General features: G+C 64.8%; 22 protein-coding genes. 17 read left to right on the top strand and 5 right to left on the bottom strand.

The window, feature by feature from the left end; genetic code table 11:
- Nucleotides 1-4 precede the first annotated feature (4 nt).
- From HII28_RS02195 to HII28_RS02250, 12 genes are all read left to right on the top strand, one after another.
- The gene (locus HII28_RS02195; RefSeq protein ID WP_170023921.1) at nt 5-364 is read left to right on the top strand and encodes a hypothetical protein; all 360 of its coding nucleotides are present in this window, start codon (nt 5-7) and stop codon (nt 362-364) included.
- A gap of 9 nt (nt 365-373) precedes the next feature.
- Nucleotides 374-2,509 carry a phage tail length tape measure family protein gene (locus tag HII28_RS02200; RefSeq protein WP_170023922.1) on the top strand — a complete coding sequence of 712 codons (2,136 nt, stop codon included), beginning with the start codon at nt 374-376 and terminating at the stop codon, nt 2,507-2,509.
- A complete protein-coding gene (locus HII28_RS02205) occupies nt 2,509-3,366 on the top strand; it encodes a hypothetical protein (protein WP_170023923.1) in 858 nt (285 codons plus the stop codon). Before HII28_RS02200 ends, HII28_RS02205 begins: the two co-directional genes overlap by 1 nt.
- A gap of 4 nt (nt 3,367-3,370) precedes the next feature.
- Complete coding sequence (locus HII28_RS02210; RefSeq protein WP_170023924.1) at nt 3,371-4,483, top strand: hypothetical protein; 1,113 nt, start codon at nt 3,371-3,373, stop codon at nt 4,481-4,483.
- Nucleotides 4,484-4,491: 8 nt separating this feature from the next.
- Nucleotides 4,492-5,064 (top strand): hypothetical protein, encoded by a 573-nt coding sequence (locus HII28_RS02215; protein ID WP_170023925.1) that lies wholly within the window; start codon nt 4,492-4,494, stop codon nt 5,062-5,064.
- 517 nt (nt 5,065-5,581) lie between these two features.
- A complete protein-coding gene (locus HII28_RS02220) occupies nt 5,582-6,661 on the top strand; it encodes a hypothetical protein (protein WP_170023926.1) in 1,080 nt (359 codons plus the stop codon).
- A complete protein-coding gene (locus HII28_RS02225) occupies nt 6,658-7,539 on the top strand; it encodes a hypothetical protein (protein ID WP_170023927.1) in 882 nt (293 codons plus the stop codon). Before HII28_RS02220 ends, HII28_RS02225 begins: the two co-directional genes overlap by 4 nt.
- Nucleotides 7,536-8,000, top strand: a complete 465-nt coding sequence (locus HII28_RS02230) for a hypothetical protein (protein ID WP_170023928.1) — start codon at nt 7,536-7,538, stop codon at nt 7,998-8,000. The genes HII28_RS02225 and HII28_RS02230 overlap by 4 nt, the downstream gene beginning before the upstream one ends.
- A 28-nt stretch (nt 8,001-8,028) precedes the next feature.
- Nucleotides 8,029-8,499: a hypothetical protein gene (locus HII28_RS02235; RefSeq protein WP_170023929.1), complete on the top strand. Its 471-nt coding sequence runs from the start codon at nt 8,029-8,031 to the stop codon at nt 8,497-8,499.
- 108 nt (nt 8,500-8,607) lie between these two features.
- The gene (locus tag HII28_RS02240) at nt 8,608-8,886 is read left to right on the top strand and encodes a hypothetical protein (RefSeq protein WP_170023930.1); all 279 of its coding nucleotides are present in this window, start codon (nt 8,608-8,610) and stop codon (nt 8,884-8,886) included.
- Nucleotides 8,887-8,888: 2 nt separating this feature from the next.
- On the top strand, nt 8,889-9,248 hold the full coding sequence (locus tag HII28_RS02245) for a hypothetical protein (protein WP_170023931.1): 360 nt from the start codon (nt 8,889-8,891) through the stop codon (nt 9,246-9,248).
- Between the two features lie 15 nt (nt 9,249-9,263).
- A complete protein-coding gene (locus HII28_RS02250; protein WP_170023932.1) occupies nt 9,264-12,107 on the top strand; it encodes a DUF4038 domain-containing protein in 2,844 nt (947 codons plus the stop codon).
- Nucleotides 12,108-12,171: 64 nt separating this feature from the next.
- On the opposite strand, the gene HII28_RS02255 is transcribed toward HII28_RS02250, so the two are convergent.
- Nucleotides 12,172-12,339 carry a DUF4236 domain-containing protein gene (locus tag HII28_RS02255; RefSeq protein WP_170023933.1) on the bottom strand — a complete coding sequence of 56 codons (168 nt, stop codon included), beginning with the start codon at nt 12,337-12,339 and terminating at the stop codon, nt 12,172-12,174.
- The gene (locus tag HII28_RS02260; RefSeq protein WP_170023934.1) at nt 12,339-12,647 is read right to left on the bottom strand and encodes a TM2 domain-containing protein; all 309 of its coding nucleotides are present in this window, start codon (nt 12,645-12,647) and stop codon (nt 12,339-12,341) included. Before HII28_RS02260 ends, HII28_RS02255 begins: the two co-directional genes overlap by 1 nt.
- A gap of 274 nt (nt 12,648-12,921) precedes the next feature.
- Here HII28_RS02260 and HII28_RS02265 point away from each other — a divergent pair, with 274 nt between their 5' ends.
- The gene (locus HII28_RS02265) at nt 12,922-13,737 is read left to right on the top strand and encodes a CHAP domain-containing protein (protein WP_170023935.1); all 816 of its coding nucleotides are present in this window, start codon (nt 12,922-12,924) and stop codon (nt 13,735-13,737) included.
- Between the two features lie 34 nt (nt 13,738-13,771).
- Here the strand turns inward: HII28_RS02265 and HII28_RS02270 are convergent, their stop codons facing one another.
- On the bottom strand, nt 13,772-14,056 hold the full coding sequence (locus HII28_RS02270; protein ID WP_170023936.1) for a hypothetical protein: 285 nt from the start codon (nt 14,054-14,056) through the stop codon (nt 13,772-13,774).
- A gap of 129 nt (nt 14,057-14,185) precedes the next feature.
- On the opposite strand from HII28_RS02270, the gene HII28_RS02275 reads away from it, so the two are divergent.
- On the top strand, nt 14,186-15,229 hold the full coding sequence (locus HII28_RS02275) for a P63C domain-containing protein (RefSeq protein WP_170023937.1): 1,044 nt from the start codon (nt 14,186-14,188) through the stop codon (nt 15,227-15,229).
- A gap of 306 nt (nt 15,230-15,535) precedes the next feature.
- Nucleotides 15,536-16,165, top strand: a complete 630-nt coding sequence (locus HII28_RS02280; RefSeq protein ID WP_170023938.1) for a TM1812 family CRISPR-associated protein — start codon at nt 15,536-15,538, stop codon at nt 16,163-16,165.
- A gap of 4 nt (nt 16,166-16,169) precedes the next feature.
- On the opposite strand, the gene HII28_RS02285 is transcribed toward HII28_RS02280, so the two are convergent.
- Nucleotides 16,170-16,319: a hypothetical protein gene (locus tag HII28_RS02285; protein ID WP_170023939.1), complete on the bottom strand. Its 150-nt coding sequence runs from the start codon at nt 16,317-16,319 to the stop codon at nt 16,170-16,172.
- A 161-nt stretch (nt 16,320-16,480) separates the two neighbouring features.
- Between HII28_RS02285 and HII28_RS02290 the strand changes: the two genes are divergently transcribed.
- Nucleotides 16,481-16,864: a hypothetical protein gene (locus HII28_RS02290; RefSeq protein ID WP_170023940.1), complete on the top strand. Its 384-nt coding sequence runs from the start codon at nt 16,481-16,483 to the stop codon at nt 16,862-16,864.
- Nucleotides 16,865-17,089: 225 nt separating this feature from the next.
- On the opposite strand, the gene HII28_RS02295 is transcribed toward HII28_RS02290, so the two are convergent.
- Nucleotides 17,090-17,791 carry a hypothetical protein gene (locus HII28_RS02295; protein ID WP_170023941.1) on the bottom strand — a complete coding sequence of 234 codons (702 nt, stop codon included), beginning with the start codon at nt 17,789-17,791 and terminating at the stop codon, nt 17,090-17,092.
- Between the two features lie 444 nt (nt 17,792-18,235).
- On the opposite strand from HII28_RS02295, the gene HII28_RS02300 reads away from it, so the two are divergent.
- On the top strand, nt 18,236-18,862 hold the full coding sequence (locus tag HII28_RS02300) for a TetR/AcrR family transcriptional regulator (protein WP_205864539.1): 627 nt from the start codon (nt 18,236-18,238) through the stop codon (nt 18,860-18,862).
- Nucleotides 18,863-18,895 lie beyond the last annotated feature (33 nt).

Genomic DNA, 18,895 nt, shown 5'->3' on the forward strand with positions numbered 1-18,895 from the left:
CCTCGTGCTGCTACTCCGCTCGGAGTGGGAGCACCTCGAGGCCGACTTCACCCGCTACTACGGCGCAGATCTGCGAGCGCTCTGCTGGGGATCGTCCCGGTGGAGCGCTCGCCGCATCCTCGGGCACATCCGTTCACTGCCGCATGACTCCGCGACAGTGCGCGCGCACCTGACACCCGAAGCGCAGTGGGAGACCACGCACGAGCTGCTCGCGGCCGTCGTCGACGTGCTGCGCGCGCAAACCGTGTCACTCGTCCGCACGTGGGGCGGCGAGATGGACGACCCGAAACCTCTCCCCCGCCCCGGCGAGAAGCCGGCAGAGATCCCGACCATCTCACTCGCCGAGTGGGCTGCGACCTTGTAGGAGGCGTCCGTGAGCGGTGGCGAGACTCTCTCTGGCGGCACCGTTTCCGTTCCCGTCAAGCCGGACACGAAGGGCTTCGGCTCGAAGCTGTCCGAAGGGATCATGGGCGAGTCCGGCGGTCTTGCCGGTATCGGGTCGAAGCTGGGCGAGACGCTTCTCGCCGGGCTCGGCGCGGTTGGCATTGCGGTCGGTGTCGGCGAGTTCATCAAGAAGGGCGTCGAGGAGTACTCCGCAGCGGACGCCCTGAACGCACAGTTCGCCGCCGGCATCCAGTCGACGAACAACGCCGCCGGACTGACCGTGAAAGGCATGGACGAGCTCGCTGCGTCCATCTCCGGCTACTCGGGTCAGGCGTATGACTCGATCGGTAAGACCGAGCAGGTTCTGCAGACGTTCACGAACATCAGGAACGTCGGCCCGGACAAGATCTTCGACGACGCGACGACCGCTGCCGCGAACATGGCGGCGAAGCTCGGCGGTGACGCGTCATCGTCGGCGATCCAGTTAGGCAAGGCGCTGAACGACCCTGTCAAGGGGATCACGTCGCTCACCCGCGTCGGCGTCACGTTCACCCAGTCGCAGAAGGACCAGATCTCCGCGATGGTCGCCGCCGGCGACACGATGGGCGCCCAGAAGGTCATCCTGAACGAGCTGAGCACCGAGTTCGGCGGCGCAGCGAAGGCGGCAGGCGAGACGCTGCCGGGCGAGATCAACCGCTCGAAGGTCGCGTTCGGTGAGCTCACGAAAGCGATCGTGAGCGGTGTCATGCCAGCCGTGACCCCGCTCGTCGGTGGCATCGCTGACGTGATGAACAAGATCACTCCGGTCATCGAGGGATTCAGCGAGCACGTCCGCTCGGCGTTCGAGTATCTCCACGGTTACATCAGTGGCGAGGGTTCGGATGCCGACGTCGGCGCGTGGGAGAAGCCTCTCGAGACGATCGGCAACATCGCGATCGCTGTGGGGGCCGGTTTCAAAAGCACCTTCGAGGCTTTCAAGCCTGTCATCTCTGCGGTGGGATCCGCGTTCGCGCAACTGGCGCCCACCTTCGCGCCGTTGCTTCCGCAGGTGCTGCAGCTCGCCTCGGCGTTCTCACCTCTGTCGCTGATCTTCCACGCACTGCTGCCCGTGCTGCCCAGTCTCATCACGCTTGTGACGGGGCTCGCCACGCAGCTCGGCGGGGATCTGGCTGGCGTTTTCAAGGTGCTCTTGCCAGTCATCACGTCCGTCGTCACGATGCTCACGGGTGACCTCGCAGGCGTGTTCAAGATGCTCGTGCCGATCATCACTGAGATCGTCAACATCCTCGGCAAGACGCTGGGCAGCGCTTTCAAGGAATTGATGCCGGCGATAACGATGCTGGTTCAGTTCTTCGGGAAACTTGTCCAGGTCTCGATGCCAATCGTGAAAGTCATCTGGGATCTGATTGGGGCACTGCTCCCACTCCTCGAACCGCTACTTCAGCTCATTGGGCCGATCCTCACCCCACTGATCAGCCTCTTCACCGAGCTGCTGCAGCCGATCCTGCAGCTCGTGTCCACACTGCTGACCGCGCTGATGCCGATCATCACAGTGTTGATCCAGGCTCTCGCCGAGATCCTTCCTCCGGTAATCAAGGCACTCATGCCATTGATCCAGGCGGGAGCTGAGGCGTTTTCTGGGATCCTCGGGCCCGCGATCAAGATGGTCACCGACATCCTGAACGGCATCATCGTGTTCCTGACGGGCGTCTTCACCGGCAACTGGCAGAAGGCGTGGCAGGGCATCGTCGACATCTTCTCCGGGATCTGGAATGGGATCGTCGGGATCGTCAAGGGCATCATCAACGGGATCATCGATGCGATCAACGGCGTCATCAAGGGCGTCAACTCGATCGGCGGCGCGGTCGGAATCCATGTCGGCACGATCCCTCACCTCGCGCAGGGCGCGACGATCCTGCCCACACCTGGCGGCACCGTCGTGCGTGTCGCTGAGGGCGGCAAGCCGGAGTCGGTCGTCGATACGGGCAAGCTCAACGCGCTCCTCGACCGTGCGCTGAACGGGCCGTCCGGCAAGGGCGACACGTTCGAGATCTACGAAGCCGTGTCGGCTGAGGCGACGGCGAAGCAGGTCATGCGGATCAAGAATGCGAAGGCGGCGATCTGATGCCATTCCTCGACGCGTATCCGACGATCGGCTCGCTCGTCCTGATGGAGACCGACGAGAACGGGGTCGACTGGATCACGGAGGATGTCGTCGCAGACTCGCCGGCCGGCACGCTGTCACCGCAGCAGAAGGTTCGTGAGCGTGGCGCGTGGGCCGGGGATTCGTACTCGAAGCCTCGGCCCATCGTCGTCAGCGGCACCGCGATCGCCCCCACCCCGGCGCTCGCGGTCGCGGCGTACGACAACCTGGTCGCGGCCGTGTCGCTGAGCAATCAGACCTATACCCTCACCGAGCACGGTCTCGCACGCTCGTGCACCGTCCGCCGTGATGGCGACGTGATCCACAAGTGGCTGAACTCCACCGCGTTCACGTGGTCGTTTCAGGTGGCCGACCTCGACGGGCGCATGCTCGGGCAGACTCTCACCGCGACGACCCGGCTGCCGTCGTCGAGTGGCGGCCTCACGATCCCCTCCGGCGGTCTGACGATCCCGTCCGGCGGACTGACGATCCCCGCAATCGTGGCGAATGGGCAGGTCGAACTGTTCAACCCGGGCAACGAGGTCGGCCCTGTGATGCTGCGCATTGACGGCCCGTGCCAGGGGCCGCAGATCGCGCACGTCGGGTCCGGGCTTGTCCTCACGTTCTCCTCGTCGCTCGTGCTGGGCGCCGGCGAGTTCCTCATCGTCGACATGGAGAACCACCTCGCGCTCGCGCAAGGGCAGGCATCCAGGTCGCGGTTCATCACCAACCGGCAATGGTTCGGCTTCGAGCCCGGTGACAACACGTTCACGTTCTCCGCCACCGGGTACGACTCGGGCGCGCTGCTGACCGTCATGGCAACTCAGGCTTGGGGGTAGGTCGGTGCAACTGCAGTGGGTCGCGACGGAGATGCTCACCGGGGACGTCATTTGTGACCTCAACGGTCTCGACTGCTCCGAGGTGGCGCAGACCATCGGCCGGTACGAAACCGCCACGATGAGTCTCCCGATTCCGTCAGCGCCGCCGGAGTGGCAGCGCGCCACAACGGAGGGCGGCACCGGGCTGTGGCTGCTGACCGACAATGTCCCACAGTGGGGCGGCTACATCGCCACGGCGACGGATTCCGAGTCGGACACGATCGCGCTCTCGACGCCGACGTGGGAGAACTACCTCGACCAGCGCCTCACCGGGACCCGCACGTACACGAACGTCGGCCAGAACGACATCGTCGCCGACCTCATCACGAACTGCGTCGCGGCCGGCCCCGACGGCGGTCTCCCCATCCGGGTGCAGTACACCACACCCGGGGTGGGACAGCTCCGCACGATCACGTACAACGACCAGGACGACAAGACCGTGTACTCGGCGCTGCAGGATGCCATGAACTGGGAGGGCGGCCCCGAGTGGTACATCGGGGGCGAGTGGAACGGCACCGGCCGGATCACGCTCGTGCTGTACGTCGGCGACCGTGTCGGGACTGCCGTCGAGCCGGGGCTTGAGGCGAACGCGCAGTTCGACATGCCTGGCAACGTGTCGAAGTTCTCCCGCGTGCGCTCGTTCGGGCAGGGCAAGGGTGCGAACGCGATCCTTGCCTACGCATCGGGTCAGGGCACGACGCGCCTGCAATCACCGGTGCAATCGGCGCCCGACCCGCTGCGGCCGACGTTCGAGTACCGGTGGACGCCGTCCTCGTCGATCACCGACGTCAACACTCTCACCGCGTACGCGACGGCGGCGCTGGCGAACATGAAGGGCGGCACCCGGTCGCTCTCGCTCGAGGCGGATGCCGACGACACCCGCACGCCGAAGATCGGCACCGACTGGAACCTCGGCGACGACATCGGTTACGACATCGGCGGCAAGGACACGAAGGGTCGCGAGACCGTGCCAGCGTTCCCCGGCGGCATCAAGGGAACAGCTCGCGCCATCGGCTACAAGCTCACGCTCGGCCCGACTCGCACGGTCACGCCGGTGCTCGTCGGATCCGACATCTAGGAGGACACGTGCCCGGCAGCATCCTGAACAACATGCCGCCGCAGGACGACGACGACATCCGCCGTCAACGCGACGCGCAGCGCGCGAACGTCGAGCGCTCCGCCGCACTCGCGTACGCGTTTGCCACGCCTGAGTCCGAGTTCGGAAACGGCTTCGGCTTCGCCGTGCCAACCGGCGTGTCAGGTTCCGATCCGAGCGACGACACCGACGTCGCCGTCTGTCAAGTACCGGTCCCAGACGGCTTCACCACGGCGAGCGTCGTCGTGTTCGGGCAGGTCGTGGCGAACTGTCAACCGCCCAGCGGTACCACGGACTGGTTCTACAGCAGGCTGCGGACGGCCGCGTCAAGCACTGGCGGGTTCGGTGTCAGCCAAGAGATTTCGATCTACGCCCAGACGAATACGTCTGCGATCGCCGGTCCCGTCTACTACCCGAACCTCACACCTCAGTTGCTCTGGAGCTTCACTGGGCTGTCGGGTGGGCATGTCGAAGCCGCGTTGCAGGTTCGTTCGGACCACGGGTGGGCCCCATCCACGTTCAATGTCGCATCGGTGAACCTGTTCGTCATGTTCACCCGTTAGAGCCACCTGGGCCGCCAGGGTTCGGCAGCGGGATCGCAGGCGGCGCTACCGGTGCCGGCGGGTTCGGGTCGACTGGCGCCGACGTTGGAGTGCCGCCGCCGGTCCCGGAGCCAGCGCTCCCGCGGTTCGGATCAGGCACCACGACCGACTGCGGCGTCGTGGGCGACGGATCGCTCGGCACAGGCGGCGTGGAGTCACTGGGCGCCGGGTCACTGCTTGACGTCGTCGGGGTTACCGGATCCCTCGGCATCGGGGTGGGCGTTTCGGTCGGTTCCGATGTCGCGGTCTCTGTCGGTCCGGTGGTCTTGGTGATGCTCACGGGGCTCTCCCCTCCAGTCGCCTGCCGCGCCGTCGCAGCGGCGATCCCGATTCCTGTCGCGGCAACAACGATGCCGAGGGCGATGCCGCCAGCTATCAGGTTGCGTCGCAGTCGCAGTTTCGTGGTCTCCCCCGTGTCAGACACCTCGCAACTTAAACACATTCCCCCGACACGCACGTATACCCCCAAGGAGGGCACATGGCCGGCACAGCGTTCGCGTTCAACTGGTCGACGGCGGGTGACCCGTCGTACACGGCGCGGCAGCTCCGACAGATGATGGTCTCCCCGTTCGTCGCAATCGGATCCGCCGCTCGCCCTCTGGGCGCGAAGTCCGGCATCCGCGTCGGCACACCGGGCAGCATCGCCGCGGTCGTCGGCACGGGCCCGTACACGTACGCGGTGCAGCCGTTCGTCGGTGTGATCGATGCAGAATCGAACGCTGGGGCGGCCCCGTACACGTACGCGTTCGCCGCGGCCGAGACGGGGAACATCAACCCGGCCGGCGGCGTGCTGCGAGTGGATAGCCTCGACGTCGTCCTGTCCGACAAGGACGAGGGCGACAGCAGCGGCGCTCGGACGGTGCAGCTCGTCTACACGGCTGGCGCGGCGACGGGCAGCCTGCCACCTTCGGCACCCGCACGGTCGCACCGTGTCGCGTACATCAACGTGCCGACGGCTGGCGCGCCGACCATCTCGTGGGTGCCTGAGTGGTCCGGGGATCCTGGCGAGTGGACGTTCAATACGTACGCCGAGGTGCAGGCGTACGTGACGAAGATCACCGCGACGAACGTCCCACCTCAGCAGCAGGCCACCGTCCTCGCCGATCCGACACCCGCCTACAACGGGTTCTACTCGTGGAGCGGGTCCGCGTTCGTGCCCGCACCTGGTGCGGTCCGGTTCAAGGCGTCGATTCTGGCCGCGACCGCGCTCACGGGACTCGTGAATATCCCCTATTCCACGATCGTTGAGGATACGCACTCCGCGTGGAACTCGACGAACAAGAACTGGGTCGCGCCATTCGCCGGCACGTACATGGTGGTCACGGATCTGAAGCAGTCCACGGCGGTGGCGTTCTGTCTGAAGGTCATGAAGAACGGGACCTCGGAGAAGGAATCGGGGAACGCGCAGGCCATTGCGAACTCGCTCTGCTCGGTCACCGAGTACTTGCCGTTGGCCGCCGGCGACACGATCGCGATCCAGCCGAACACCGGAGTGTCGGCGACGGCATCCCCTGGAACGGCTCACGTAAACACGCTCGAGATTGTGAGGATCGCATGACCTTCTCACGCCGTTCGAGCGACGTCGGCTTCTACAACGGCCCGAACCCTGACATCAGCGGCTGCGAGAACGTGTTCGTGTGCACGCTGCGCTGCAATCAGGGTGAGGTTGCGGTCACGACGTACGCGCAGACGCAGACGGGGTGGGTGGCGCAGCAGCTCGGGTCGTCGTCGGAGTACGTGTTCAATGGTCCGTTCGACGCGTACACGGTGGGTGTGACGTTCGCGCAGCATTGCCTGTTCGCGTTCGTGGTCGGGAAGTCGGGGATCCTCATCGACTGCGAGGACGAAGGTGACACGAACACGCACGCCTGGGGGTCGAAGGAAGCGATCGACTTCGCGACCGGTGTCCGCTCGGTGCGGCCGGATATTCCGTGGTCGGCGTTCTTCCCGTACTTCAACAAGTCCGTGAACGACCGGTTCAACTGGCAACCCTGCGTCGACCTCGGCATGGGCCGCGTGTACGCGCGTCCCGGCGGTCCCGACGACTACGGGTATTGGCCGAACCCGGACCCGCGATACATCAAGCAGGACGGCACCGTGAACGGGCTCGACGCCGACTGGCACAACACGGCGTGGGCCGACATCATCGCCACCCCCGAAGAGGAAGAGAACGACATGCCCCTCATCATCCAATGCAACGACGTCGGCGGGGGCATCTTCGCCCTCGACGGCGGCAAGCTCGCGCACATCATCGAGAACGGAACCGCATCGGCGTTGCACGCCGCCGGTTCGAAGGTGATCGTCGTTTCCCTGGCGGAACTGCAGAACCTGCAAGCCCAGTTCCCTGCCGGGAACCCGACCCTCAGCACGGGCGACATCACCGTCACCGTGCCCGACTTCGACGTCACTCTCACCGGAAAGGCGGTCCACGCATGAGCGACCCCACCATCCAGGTCCCCGCAGGCCAGGACGCAACCCAGTACCCCGCAGATGCACCCCTGCCGGTGTCGAACCAGGACCCGGCCGCCGTTGCCGCAGCGATCGCCGACCCGGACAACGGGATCACGAAGGAACCCGCCACGCCGGTCGGGATCAAGATCGACCCGACGAGTGCGCAGGAGATCGGGCAGCACATCGCCGACGCGATCAACTCCACCGCAGGGCAGACCATCGAGGGCGAGATCGTCGACTCCCTGTCCGGCGCGCCGAAGTGGCTCCGTGGCACCATCTATGGCGGCATCGGCGCGATCGGTACCCTTGGCGGAAGCATCCTCGGATACGCGGCCACGAACCCTGGCATCCTCCCCGGATGGCTCGTCGTCACGGCCGGTATCCTGACCGCCCCGTCGGTCGCGCTGGTCGGGTCGACCGGATTCGCGAACCTCGGCAAGAAGTAGCCCTCCCCGCCTGAGGAGGGCACCAAAGATGGACTGGAACTGGCTGTCCAACCAGATCGGCGGCGTCACCCTGGCTCAGATCATCGTCTGGGTGATCGTCGCCGTCCTGGTCATCATCGGCATCCGTCGTGCGTGGCCGGCGCTGAAGGCGATCGTGTTCTTCGCGGACACGTGGGCGAAGCTGCCGAAGTTCATGGCGGACACGTCCACGATGATGGACCGCCTCCGAACGCAGGTGGAGAACGACCACAAGACGAACCTGCGCGAGGAGCTCACCGAAGCGCTCGAGACGGTGCGTGAGTTGCAGACCTCGATGGAGGGCATGCACGGCCGGATGGACTCGCTCGAGGCGTCGAACGACCGGCAGGAGCAGACCCTGACGGATGTGCAGGACAAGCTCGTCCGCGATCACAAGCGTCTCGGCGTCCTGGAGGACACGCTCCCGAAGGAAGCCGTCCGGGAGCTCACGGAGCGTGCGGAGGACGAGCCCGGTGAGTGAGCACTCCTGCTCCTGCCGTCACCCCTGCAGCGATCCCGACTGCTGCTGTGGCGTCACGTGCGACCACTGCGAATCCGCTTGGCATCACCCGAACAACTAGGAGAACTCATGTCCGATGAAGTGATCACGAAGCGTCGTGTGACGATGCGCAGCGTTGTGGCTCTGCCCGACGGTGGCACCGCGGAGCACAAGGCGATCGACTACGTGCGCCCCGACTTCCTCGACGCGTACGTCGCCGACGCGCGGACCCGGTGGCAGTCGGTGGAAGTGTCCGACGAACCCGACGCTGGCCCGGCCGGGTACCACGGCGCGACCCACGTCCCCGCGAACCTGAATCACCCGTTGGCGGGGCAGACGTTCCCGGCCACGACCCCTGAGGGAGAGTAGTCATGGCAATCTCGATCCTTGCCCAGCGGAACGCTGTCGCGACCGCGTACGGCGTCGCAGCCCCTTACGGGTGCCTGTTCACCTCGACCGGTCCTGGCACGTCCGGTTCGGCGACGAACGAGGTCACGGGTGGTTCTCCGGCGTACGCGCGGAAGGCCATGTCGTGGAGTGCCCCGTCGAATTCCGCGATCACCGGCGCACCGACGTTCGATGTTCCTTCAGGGACCACGGTCACGTATGCGGGTGTCGCTGTGTCCGCGACCGCTGGTACCGCCGACATCCGCGACGCGACCTCGATCACGTCGCAGGTGTTCTCCTCGCAGGGCACCTATCAGGTGACGTTCACGTACACGCAGGCGTAAGGCGGGAGGCCGGGCATGGCCGCACTAGGTGCCGAGTACGGCTTCCCTGAGAGCTCAGGCAGCACGTCGGCCGATTCGTCGGGCAATGGGAACACGGCGACCATCGTCTCGGGCACGTTCACCACGTCGGGGCACACCGGCAACGGACTGCAGACCTCATCGGCGGCCGGTGCCACGTCCACCCCGTTCCAGGCGTCTACACCGTTCTGGACGCTGATGGCGTGGGTGAAGTTCACCAGCTTCGGATCCGGGTACTCGTCCGTGATCGAGATGCCGGAAGCATCCAACCGGGCATTCTTCCTGGAAGCGTCCGGTTCCGGCGCGCTGGACACGTTCTTCCGCACCACCGCGTCATCCTCTGGCGAGGTTGACTACGGAACGACTCTGTCGACGGGGACTTGGTATCACCTGGCGGTTGCGTTCTCGTCCGGGTCCGGCGGTCACGGCACACTCACCCTGTTCGTCAATGGTGCGTCCGTGGGCACGGCGGATCTGCCGACACCGGGAGCGTTCACCTCGGCGGACACTTTCTACATGGGTGGTTCGACTGACCAGCCGGGGTCGATGATCGTCGACGATGCCCGCTTCTACCCCTCGGCGCTGGTCGCGGCGGACGTCACGACGGCGATGAACACTCCGGCGACCACGCCGAGCACGCCCGGGGCGGCAGCCTTGTCGGGCACGGGCACTCTGGCCGCGTCCGGCCACGCAGGATCCGGTACGGCGGCGCTGTCCGGCAGCGGCACCCTGACCGCGCATGGTCCGGTCGTGACGCCACCGTTCGCGACGACCGTGACCGGGAACCGTCTCCTCGACCAGTACGGGGCACCGTTCCTGATCCGCGGCGATTCGCCGTGGTGCCTGCCGCAGAACGTGTCCACCACGGACGCGATGACCTACATGGACCAGGCGCAGACGGCCGGGTTCAACCTGATCATCGTGCAAGCGCTCGGGACCTCCGGTGCCGGTGTGGCGTCGTCGGTGTCTGCCACGTTCGACGGGGTGGCACCGTTCACGAACTATGCCGACTGGTCGACCGGGTACAACGAGTCGTACTGGACCCGCCTCGACGCCATCATCACGGGTGCCGCATCCCGCGGGATCACGGTGATGCTGTTCCCCGCGTTCGGTGGGAAGTCCGGCTCCGGGGCACTGTACGACCTCGCCGCGCAGGCAAGCTCGCACTGGACCGCGTTCGGCACGTTCCTCGGCACCCGGTACAAGACCGCACCGAACCTGATCTGGGGTGCCGGCGGTGACTGGCCGTCAACGAACTGGGCGTCCAGCGTCGCATCCGTGAACGCGATGATCGCCGCCATCAAAGCGGCAGGCGATACCCACCTGTGGACGACGGAGAACTACCAGGACCAGTGGTCCAGCTCGAACACGTCCATCGTCGGCGGCGTCGACCTTGAATACGGGTACACGTACCAGGCCGCCTACAAGCTGGCCCGCACCGCGAAGGCCGCCACGTCGAAGCCGTACTTCCTCGGGGAGTCGGAGTACGAGGGCGAGAACAACGAGAACGGGCCCGCGACCACCGACCAGACGCTTCGACGGCAGGCAGCATGGTCGTACGCGCAGGGCGCGATCGGTGACATCTCCGGCACCCACTACTGGGACCTGCACACCGGCTGGTCGGGTTCGCTCGCGACAACCGCGATGGGCGAGCTCGGGAAGATCCGCAACGCTGTCGCAGCACTGACCGGGTGGCAGAACCTCGCACCGTCCACGACGCTCATCACCTCGGGCGCCGGAACGGACACCGCGACAGGAACCATGACCGGCAGCGGTGTGGATCCGCTCGAGTCGTCGTACGCGGTGGCATCCGTCACCGCAGACAAGAGCCTCGCGCTGCTGTACAACCCGGACTCGTCGGTGAACACGTCCGTGGTGCTCGACGCGACGAAGGTGGGCGCAAGCCCGAGCCTGACCCGCATCGACCCGACATCCGGGACGAGCACGTCGCTGACGTGGACGACCACGCTGACGAACCCTGGCGCGAACGCGGCCGGCGATCACGACTGGCTCTACGTCATCACCGCAGCCCCCGCCGTCACCGGCTCGGCCTCACTGTCCGGCACCGGCACCCTGGCCGCGTCCGGGAAACCGTCCACGGCGGGATCCGCAGCACTGTCCGGTACAGGAGGCTTGACCGCTACCGCGGCACCGTCCGTTCCGGCCGCCGCCACCCTCACCGGTGCGGGCACGCTGAGCGCGACAGGGAAACCGGCAGGCGTCGCAGCTGCCGCCCTGGCCGGGGTGGGCACGCTCACCGCGTCGTCGTCAAGCGCCGCCACCACGGCCGCACTCGGCGGAACGGGAACGCTCGCCGCAACCGCAACACCCGGACTCACCGGGGCCGCGGTGCTCAACGGCACAGGACTGCTCCACGCGACAGCAGCGGGGACCGTGGTCGCGATCGCAGCCCTCACCGGTTCCGGTGTCCTGACCGCAGTGGCCAGCGACACGAAACCGGTGATCCCCGCCGTGCGCACCCTGACCGGCCACGCACCCATCCACACCCTCACCGGGTACGCAGAAGTCCACACGTTGAAAGGCGATCCCATGGGCGCTGAAGTCAAACAAGGCGAAAAGCGGTCGATCACCTTCACCGCGAACGCCGACCTCACAGGGTGCACGGTGCAGCTGTGGTGCCGCCAGGTCGGCGGCACTGCGACCACCGTGCTGGACTCGACGATCACGGACCCGGTCAACGGTGTCGTCACGTGCAAACTGGACGGCACCCTCGACGCCGGAACCTACACGGTCATGCTCGAAGCGACCACGACCGACGGAGATGACGACAAGTTCCCGTCTGACGGGTTCGAGTTCCTCACCGTCGGCGCCAGCCTCTGACACCTCCACGACAACGCCCCCGCGGCTAGCCTCACGGCTGGTCGCGGGGGCGTTTCTCGTCGTGTCAGAGCTTGGTGCGGAACGTGAGCCCGGGGAGCACGCGCACGCTGAGCCGCCCGCGCGAGCTGAAGGTGACCCGGCCGACGCGCTTCGAGACGGAGGCGCCTGTCTTCGAGATGTTCACGTGGGTGCCGCGGCCGAGCGCGACCCGCTTGCGGACGTAGAGACCCATCAGCGGATCCCCGCCGCGCGGCGCGCGTTGACCGTCTTCGTCTGCGACGGCAACGTGAAGAGGTCGACGATCGTGCCGATGCCGAAGATCCCGAACGTGAGCAGCCACAGGATGCCGCGGCCGATCTTCCCGAGGTAGAAGTGCTGGATGCCGGCGACACCGATCAGGGTGAACAGCACGAGCAGGTACGCAGTGGCTGCGTTGCGGGGCGGCAGCGGCGGCCCGTACGCGCCGGTGGGCGTGGCATTCACGTAGACAGTTGTCGGCGCGGGAGGCGTCGCCTGGGGCGAGGGAGTCTCGTTGCTCATGGCGCGATCCTAGGCTCGGTCGGCGGACGGCTCTACGACCCGGTTGGGGGTAGCCAACGCAGCACAAACGTTCCGCCTCGCGTCTTGGCAAGTCGCTTCGGGGCGTCACGGGGCGCCGTGCCAAGAAGTTGAGGGCTGGTCGTTTTATTGACATTTGGCAACCAATTCCGAACCTATCGACTGCCCCCATATGAGGGATAGACCCACTATTGGGAGCTTCGCCGGCACCTTCCCTGTCGAGAGGATCTGGGCATCCAAATGCAAGGAGGAACGCTTGGTCACCTCAGATGCGAACACCGCACTCGAGTCCGGCCTCTCGCGTCGCTCGCTACTCGCCGGAGCTGGCACGTTGGCAGCCTTGAGCGTCATGGGAGGAGTCGTCATCTCGACGGCCCCGGCCCACGCTGCCTCGCCGCTGTCACTCAACCAGGTGAAGGCGATGGCGGTCGGTGAGACCGGACGCACCCTGGCCCAGGTCAAGAGCGACTTAGCAGTCACGGATCCGTGGCTCAGCTGGAGCGGAGAGTGGTGCGCCTGGTTCGTCACCTGGCTCCTCCACAACAACGGTCTTGGGATGTTGGTCGACGCTGAAGACCCGTACCCCTTCTACCGTTCACAGGGCCGAGTCGGCACGGTTCCCACGACGGGCGCCTTGATCTTCTTTGGAAGCACTACTTCCAGCATCGACCACGTTGGGCTCGTCTACGACTCGGCCAACGGCGTTGAAACGGTCGAGGGCAACGCGGGGTCAAACCCGTGGCCTTCGTCCGTCGTTCACCACAACACCAATCGCGGACAGTCCGCCATTGGATACGCATATCCGGTCTATTCCGGCTACGACTCGCTCCCAGGCGTCGGGGGCAACCCCGGCGGCGCAGCACCAGTCCCAACCTTGAAAGGAACCGACGTGTTCTACGTTGCTCGTAACGGAAGTGTCTACCTCATCGTGCCGCAGGGCGCCCAGAACTACGCGGTCGTGATGGGAGGCCAGGACAACCTCGGGAACATTCCCATGGTCACCTTCAACTGGGACACGTCGTGGGCTGCTTTCAAGAACACCGTGGTGAACGCGAGCAGCCTGCCCGCATAGTTCGCAACGCTCGTCGCCCCCGCGACTGGCCTTTTTACGGCCGGGCGCGGGGGCTTTTCACCGTCGTTGGCGGGTATCCGGCGAACGGGGTGACCCCGGTCGGTGTCGGGTCGTACAGGACGAGATCGTTCGCCTTCTCGAGCGAGTCGACAACGTTCATCAGCTGCCGTTTCTGCGGGTCTATGTCCCACCGGAACAGCAGGTACCGGTCGCCTTGCCGGTGGTGCACTCGCTGGATGACGGCCTTCGGGAGGACCTTGTCGTTCCGCATCACGATCCACGTGTCGACGTCGAAACGGATAGGGCGCGGCTCGATCATGACTCGAATGTATGTTCGACGATCACTTGATGCAAGGCGGCGGAATCACGGCGAGCGGACGGAACCCTTCGGTATACGAACGCGCAAGCATCGCGCGCAAAATGCTTGCAACCGATGTACAATGCAAGCATGACGGGCGACAATCAGCAGGCGAGCAACACGGGCCTATTTGAGGCAGAAGGGCGAGCTGCCGGGGGCAAGGCGCGAGCCGCGAGCATGAGTGCAGACGAGCGACGTGAGGTGGCGAAGAAGGGGGCGGCCGCTCGATGGGCGGAGATACCCACTGTCTACGCGGGGTCGGTGGATCGGCCCCTGATCATCGGGGACATCGAGATTGAGTGCTACGTCCTCGACGATGGAACCCGGGTGATCACCCAGGGTGCCTTGCTTCGCGCGCTTGGAAGGCACACTCGTGCCGCAGGTACAGACGCGGATGATGTCGATCCGCAGCTTCCGCCGATTCTTCAAGGAAAGGCAATCCGTCCGTACACCGCCGGGATCGGTGAAGAAGCACATCCGGTTGCCTTCCGCCTTCCGCAAGGTTCCAGAGCAAACGGTTACCGGGCTGAGCTGCTTCCGAAGATCTGCGAGGTGTATCTCGCCGCGAGGAGCGACAGGAAGCTGCCCGCGAATCAGCAGCGCATCGCAACGCAGGCAGAGATCCTGATCCGTGGACTTGCGACCGTCGGAATTATCGCCCTAGTCGACGAAGCCACTGGCTATCAGGAGATCCGCACCAAGGACGCCCTGTCGCGAATACTGCAGGCCTTTGTGGCGAAGGAACTGCAACCCTGGGTCAAGACCTTCCCGGCTGACTTCTACAAGGAGATGTTCCGGCTACGCGGACTTCCGTACGATCCGGCATCCGTGCAGCGGCCGCAGTACTTCGGGAACCTGACGAATGACATCGTCTACGACCGCCTGGCTCCTGCTGTGCGGGATGAGCTCAAGCGTGAGCAGGCGAAATCCGCCAAGACCGGTCGGATGTTCCAGTACCTGACCACAGACATTGGCTATCCCAAGCTGCGGGAGCACCTCGGATCAGTAGTCACCCTAATGAAGCTGAGCTCGAACTATGCGGAGTTCAAAGCCAAGCTCGATCTCATCCACCCTTCCTACAAGAAGAACATGCCTGCCCCGCTCTGGCTTGATGCCAGCGATCTGGGACTCTGACCTACGGCCAGCCGGCCCCGTCTACTTCGGTAGGCGGGGCCTTTTCGGTATATCGCCCCACAGGGCGCGGGTGGCGTGCCAGTCTGGGCCGTGCGCGCCGGCCGGGGTCTTCAGACATTCTCCGACCGGTGCGTGCCCGACATCAGCGGCGGTCATCGAGGATGCGGATCTCATCCTCGCGCGCTCGCAGGTTGTACAGCCGCCGCATCCACTCGTCGACGCGTGACTGATCTGAGTCTGGGGCATCCGCCGCCGACCGACTGTAGCTCCTTCCGGTACGGTGAGCAGCTAGACAAGGAGGCCACGATGGCTGACTCACCCGAATCTGGCTGGGAATACGAGACGAGGCGCCACGCCAATGATCCCGTTCATCCCAATCCTGCCTATCGCATGAGCGCATACGAATTCGTTGACCATCGGCTTGAACCAGCGATCTCTAGCATTCTCTTCGAAGAGAACCGATTGCCATGGGCCGTAATCGATGCGTGGGCGCGCGCCGAATGGGCGCTTCGATCTGCGCGAGCCTTCCTGTCCTCCGAAGACGACGAGATTCGAAGGCAGACTTGGCTCGAGCTGCCGAAGCGTAAGGAACTAATCGAGGATGTCATCAGGTTGATGCAAGAGCGCAACCAACCGCTGCCCAACGACTTCAAGAACGTTCTCACAAAGCTGTATTCGTTCCGGAACGACTTCGCACATAGTCAGATGCGGCCGGTACCCGACGAGCTCGCGCGAGGGGTCCGCTTCCTTCGGAAGCTTCAATGGGACCGAGGCGAGATCGTGACCCGTTCATACAAGGAACTGCACAGCACAATGAATCGTGCCACTGATCTGATGAAGCTACTAACCGAGCGTGTGCCAGAAGCGCAGATCACGAATCAGGACCTACCCGAGCGCGAGAAGAAGCTTCTGCGCTCGGTGATCGGAGTCGACTGACCAGTCAGCGCTGGTCGTTGATGTCGGGGATCTCGTCCTCAATCGCGCGCTCGGCAGCGAGCCGGCGCATCCCCTCATCGACACGCGCCTGCTCTTCTGGCGTCAGCAGAGCGTCGTCGGGTTGCTCGGAGTCGAAGGTTGGGCGTTCGCGCACACTTCGACCGTACGCCCAAGGACTTCTGGCGCGTGACGGCGACGTGTGCAGCATGGACCTCACGGCTCCGACAGTTGCCGGAGCTCGAGACAGACGAGACTATGGGCTGTATGCAGCCGCAACTTCCGGCGAGTCCGTCCTTGGCCCAAGTCCGAGAAACGGTGAGCGCATCCCGCGGTTCTGATTGGTACCGCATTGGAAACCGGGATCGAGCCATCTTCCAGCGCGCGGTCGCTCTAACGATCACATGGTCGGAGGAACGTGACGAGCCGGACTACACCGGGCATCCAGCATTCAAAAGCCCGAACCCACACCCCTACCTCATTGAACTGGCGTGGCACGGAGCCGTCATCGAGGAGGCAAGGGCGGTTTACGAGAACAAGGGAGGCGCCTACCTCCCGCAGCCGAGCAGACGCGGGAAGTTCTGGTACGCCACTCCCTGGCAGCGCGACATTGCCGCGCTAGTCACCGAACTCACGACGGGTTTGCCGTTCGACGAAGTGCTCGTGGCCTCCGACATCCGGATCAGGGAACGTGGAGTCTAGTCCGCATTTAGTCCGCAAAACATCCAAATCCGGCCCGGCATGCTCAATCGCCACCGATCATTGAATCCCTGATCAGCTAAAGAATCCAATCAGTCTCAATCAACGTCGAAACGGGCTCGAATGTTCGAGCTCTACTACGGCGTGTAGGCACCAGACCGCCAAGACGCAAGTGGGTCGTCTCCTCTGGGAGACGACCCACTTCGTCGTTCAGGCGCGCGCTCCTAGTCAGCAATCTGCGTTGAGTGAGGACGGCGCCACGATCGAATCAATCGCGCCATTCGTGGCCCTGACGATGACACCGAGGGAAGGATCGGCCGTTTGTGCAGTGTCGAGAACTCGGTCCCAATGACCCTCATAGTCACCGGAGTCATGCGGATGTCCTGAGACACCCGCGAAGTACGAGGCCCAGTCGCTGCCGATTCTCGCGCCGTTGGGTGTCGTCAGCGCGATCGGGGCCGACGAAACGCGGCTGAACACCGAGTATCCGCCGTTGGGCCACATCGTCTTGTCGGTGTACTCGGTGAGCTCGAGCGCGGGCCACTGGTATGTGGTCCAGCCTCCGCCGCACTTCTCCGGGGCATCGGACGCCACGACCGGGTCGCCGAGCAAAGTCGTCAGTTCATTGATGGCATCCTTGGGCGAGCCGGAATACGCGTAGTCGCCGAGACTGGATCCATCTGTCGCGTGAACGCGCAGGGAGGATGCGTCGACGATGATCGCGTCCGCTACGGGAACAGTCGACGTGGGTTTCGCCGTCTGGCCCGAATGTTGCGCCGTCTGCGAAGCCGTCGGGCCCGAATGTTGCGCCGTCTGCAAAGTCGTCGGGTCGGCGGACGCTACTGGTGACGCGCAACCGGAGAGCAGCAACACGGTCGCGGAAATGACCGCAAGGGAGGCTGAGATGCCTTTCAGGGACGAGATCTGCACGTGTGCAAAATAGCAGAGCGCCTACGCAACCGGGGAGCAAACGATGATCACGGTTTCGACTCGGAAGGTTCGGCTGGCCGGGCATGATGAAGGGGCCGACGTCCCCCCGAACGCCGGCCCCCATCGATCACGCCAGACAAAGCTGGCGACGAATTCCGGAACGAGGTCGTCATCGCGAGCCGACCCGAACAGCTCGTGGCACTGAGCACCGAATGGTCCGGAACTCGATCGCCCGACCGCCGCGAGATCTACTGAACTCGTTGCGTCCGTTGCAGTCGCCGCCCCGGTGCTCTCCTCTCCTCGCCGGAACCCGTTATGCAAAGCAGACCAGACTGTTGGACAGTTGGCAAGCATAAACTTGACAAGCGCCCAAACTGTGAGCGGCCGCAACTGGCCGAACCGGCACAAAGTTAGGATCGTCAGAAGCCCGGAGAAGGGATCGCCGTGTCGAATGCATCAGTGCGCGCCGAGAACGCGCGCGTCGACAAGTTCGGCGATCGGCGCCGCATGCTCGCAGAATCCGCTCTCGCTGCCATTGCCGAGCACGGCTACGCCCAGACGGGTCTGCGGGACGTCGCACAGCACTCCGGACTCTCGCACGGCTCGTTGCACTACTACTTCGATGACAAGGACGACCTCGTCGCTCTCGCGGTATGGAACTACAAGTCCGAGTGCGCACGGCGATACGACCCGATCGTCGAGACCGCGGCCGACGGTGTCGAGTTCGTCCAACGGATCGGCAATGAGATGGCGAGCACGATGCGTGAGGACGCGTCACTTCATCGGCTCTGGTACGACCTCCGCAATCAGGCGCTCTTCACGCCGGGATTCCGCGAGACGATCATCGACATCGATCGGCTGCTGGAAGAGATGGTCTGGGCGATCGTCTCCAGGTATGCGGAGCTCGCCGGGCGACGACCGGCTATCAACCAGGAGATCGCTTACTCACTGTTCGACGGCCTTTTCCAGAACGCCCTCATCCGGTTCCTGCGCGGCGACAAAGAAGCGGGCGATCGGCTCAGCATGGAGATCGGGCTCCTTCTCGATCGCACCCTTGGCGATCCGGTGTGATCGCCGCAGTCCGGTGAGGCGTTCGACGCACGA

This window comes from Planctomonas sp. JC2975 (assembly GCF_012985205.1).
GTDB lineage: Bacteria > Actinomycetota > Actinomycetes > Actinomycetales > Microbacteriaceae > Humibacter.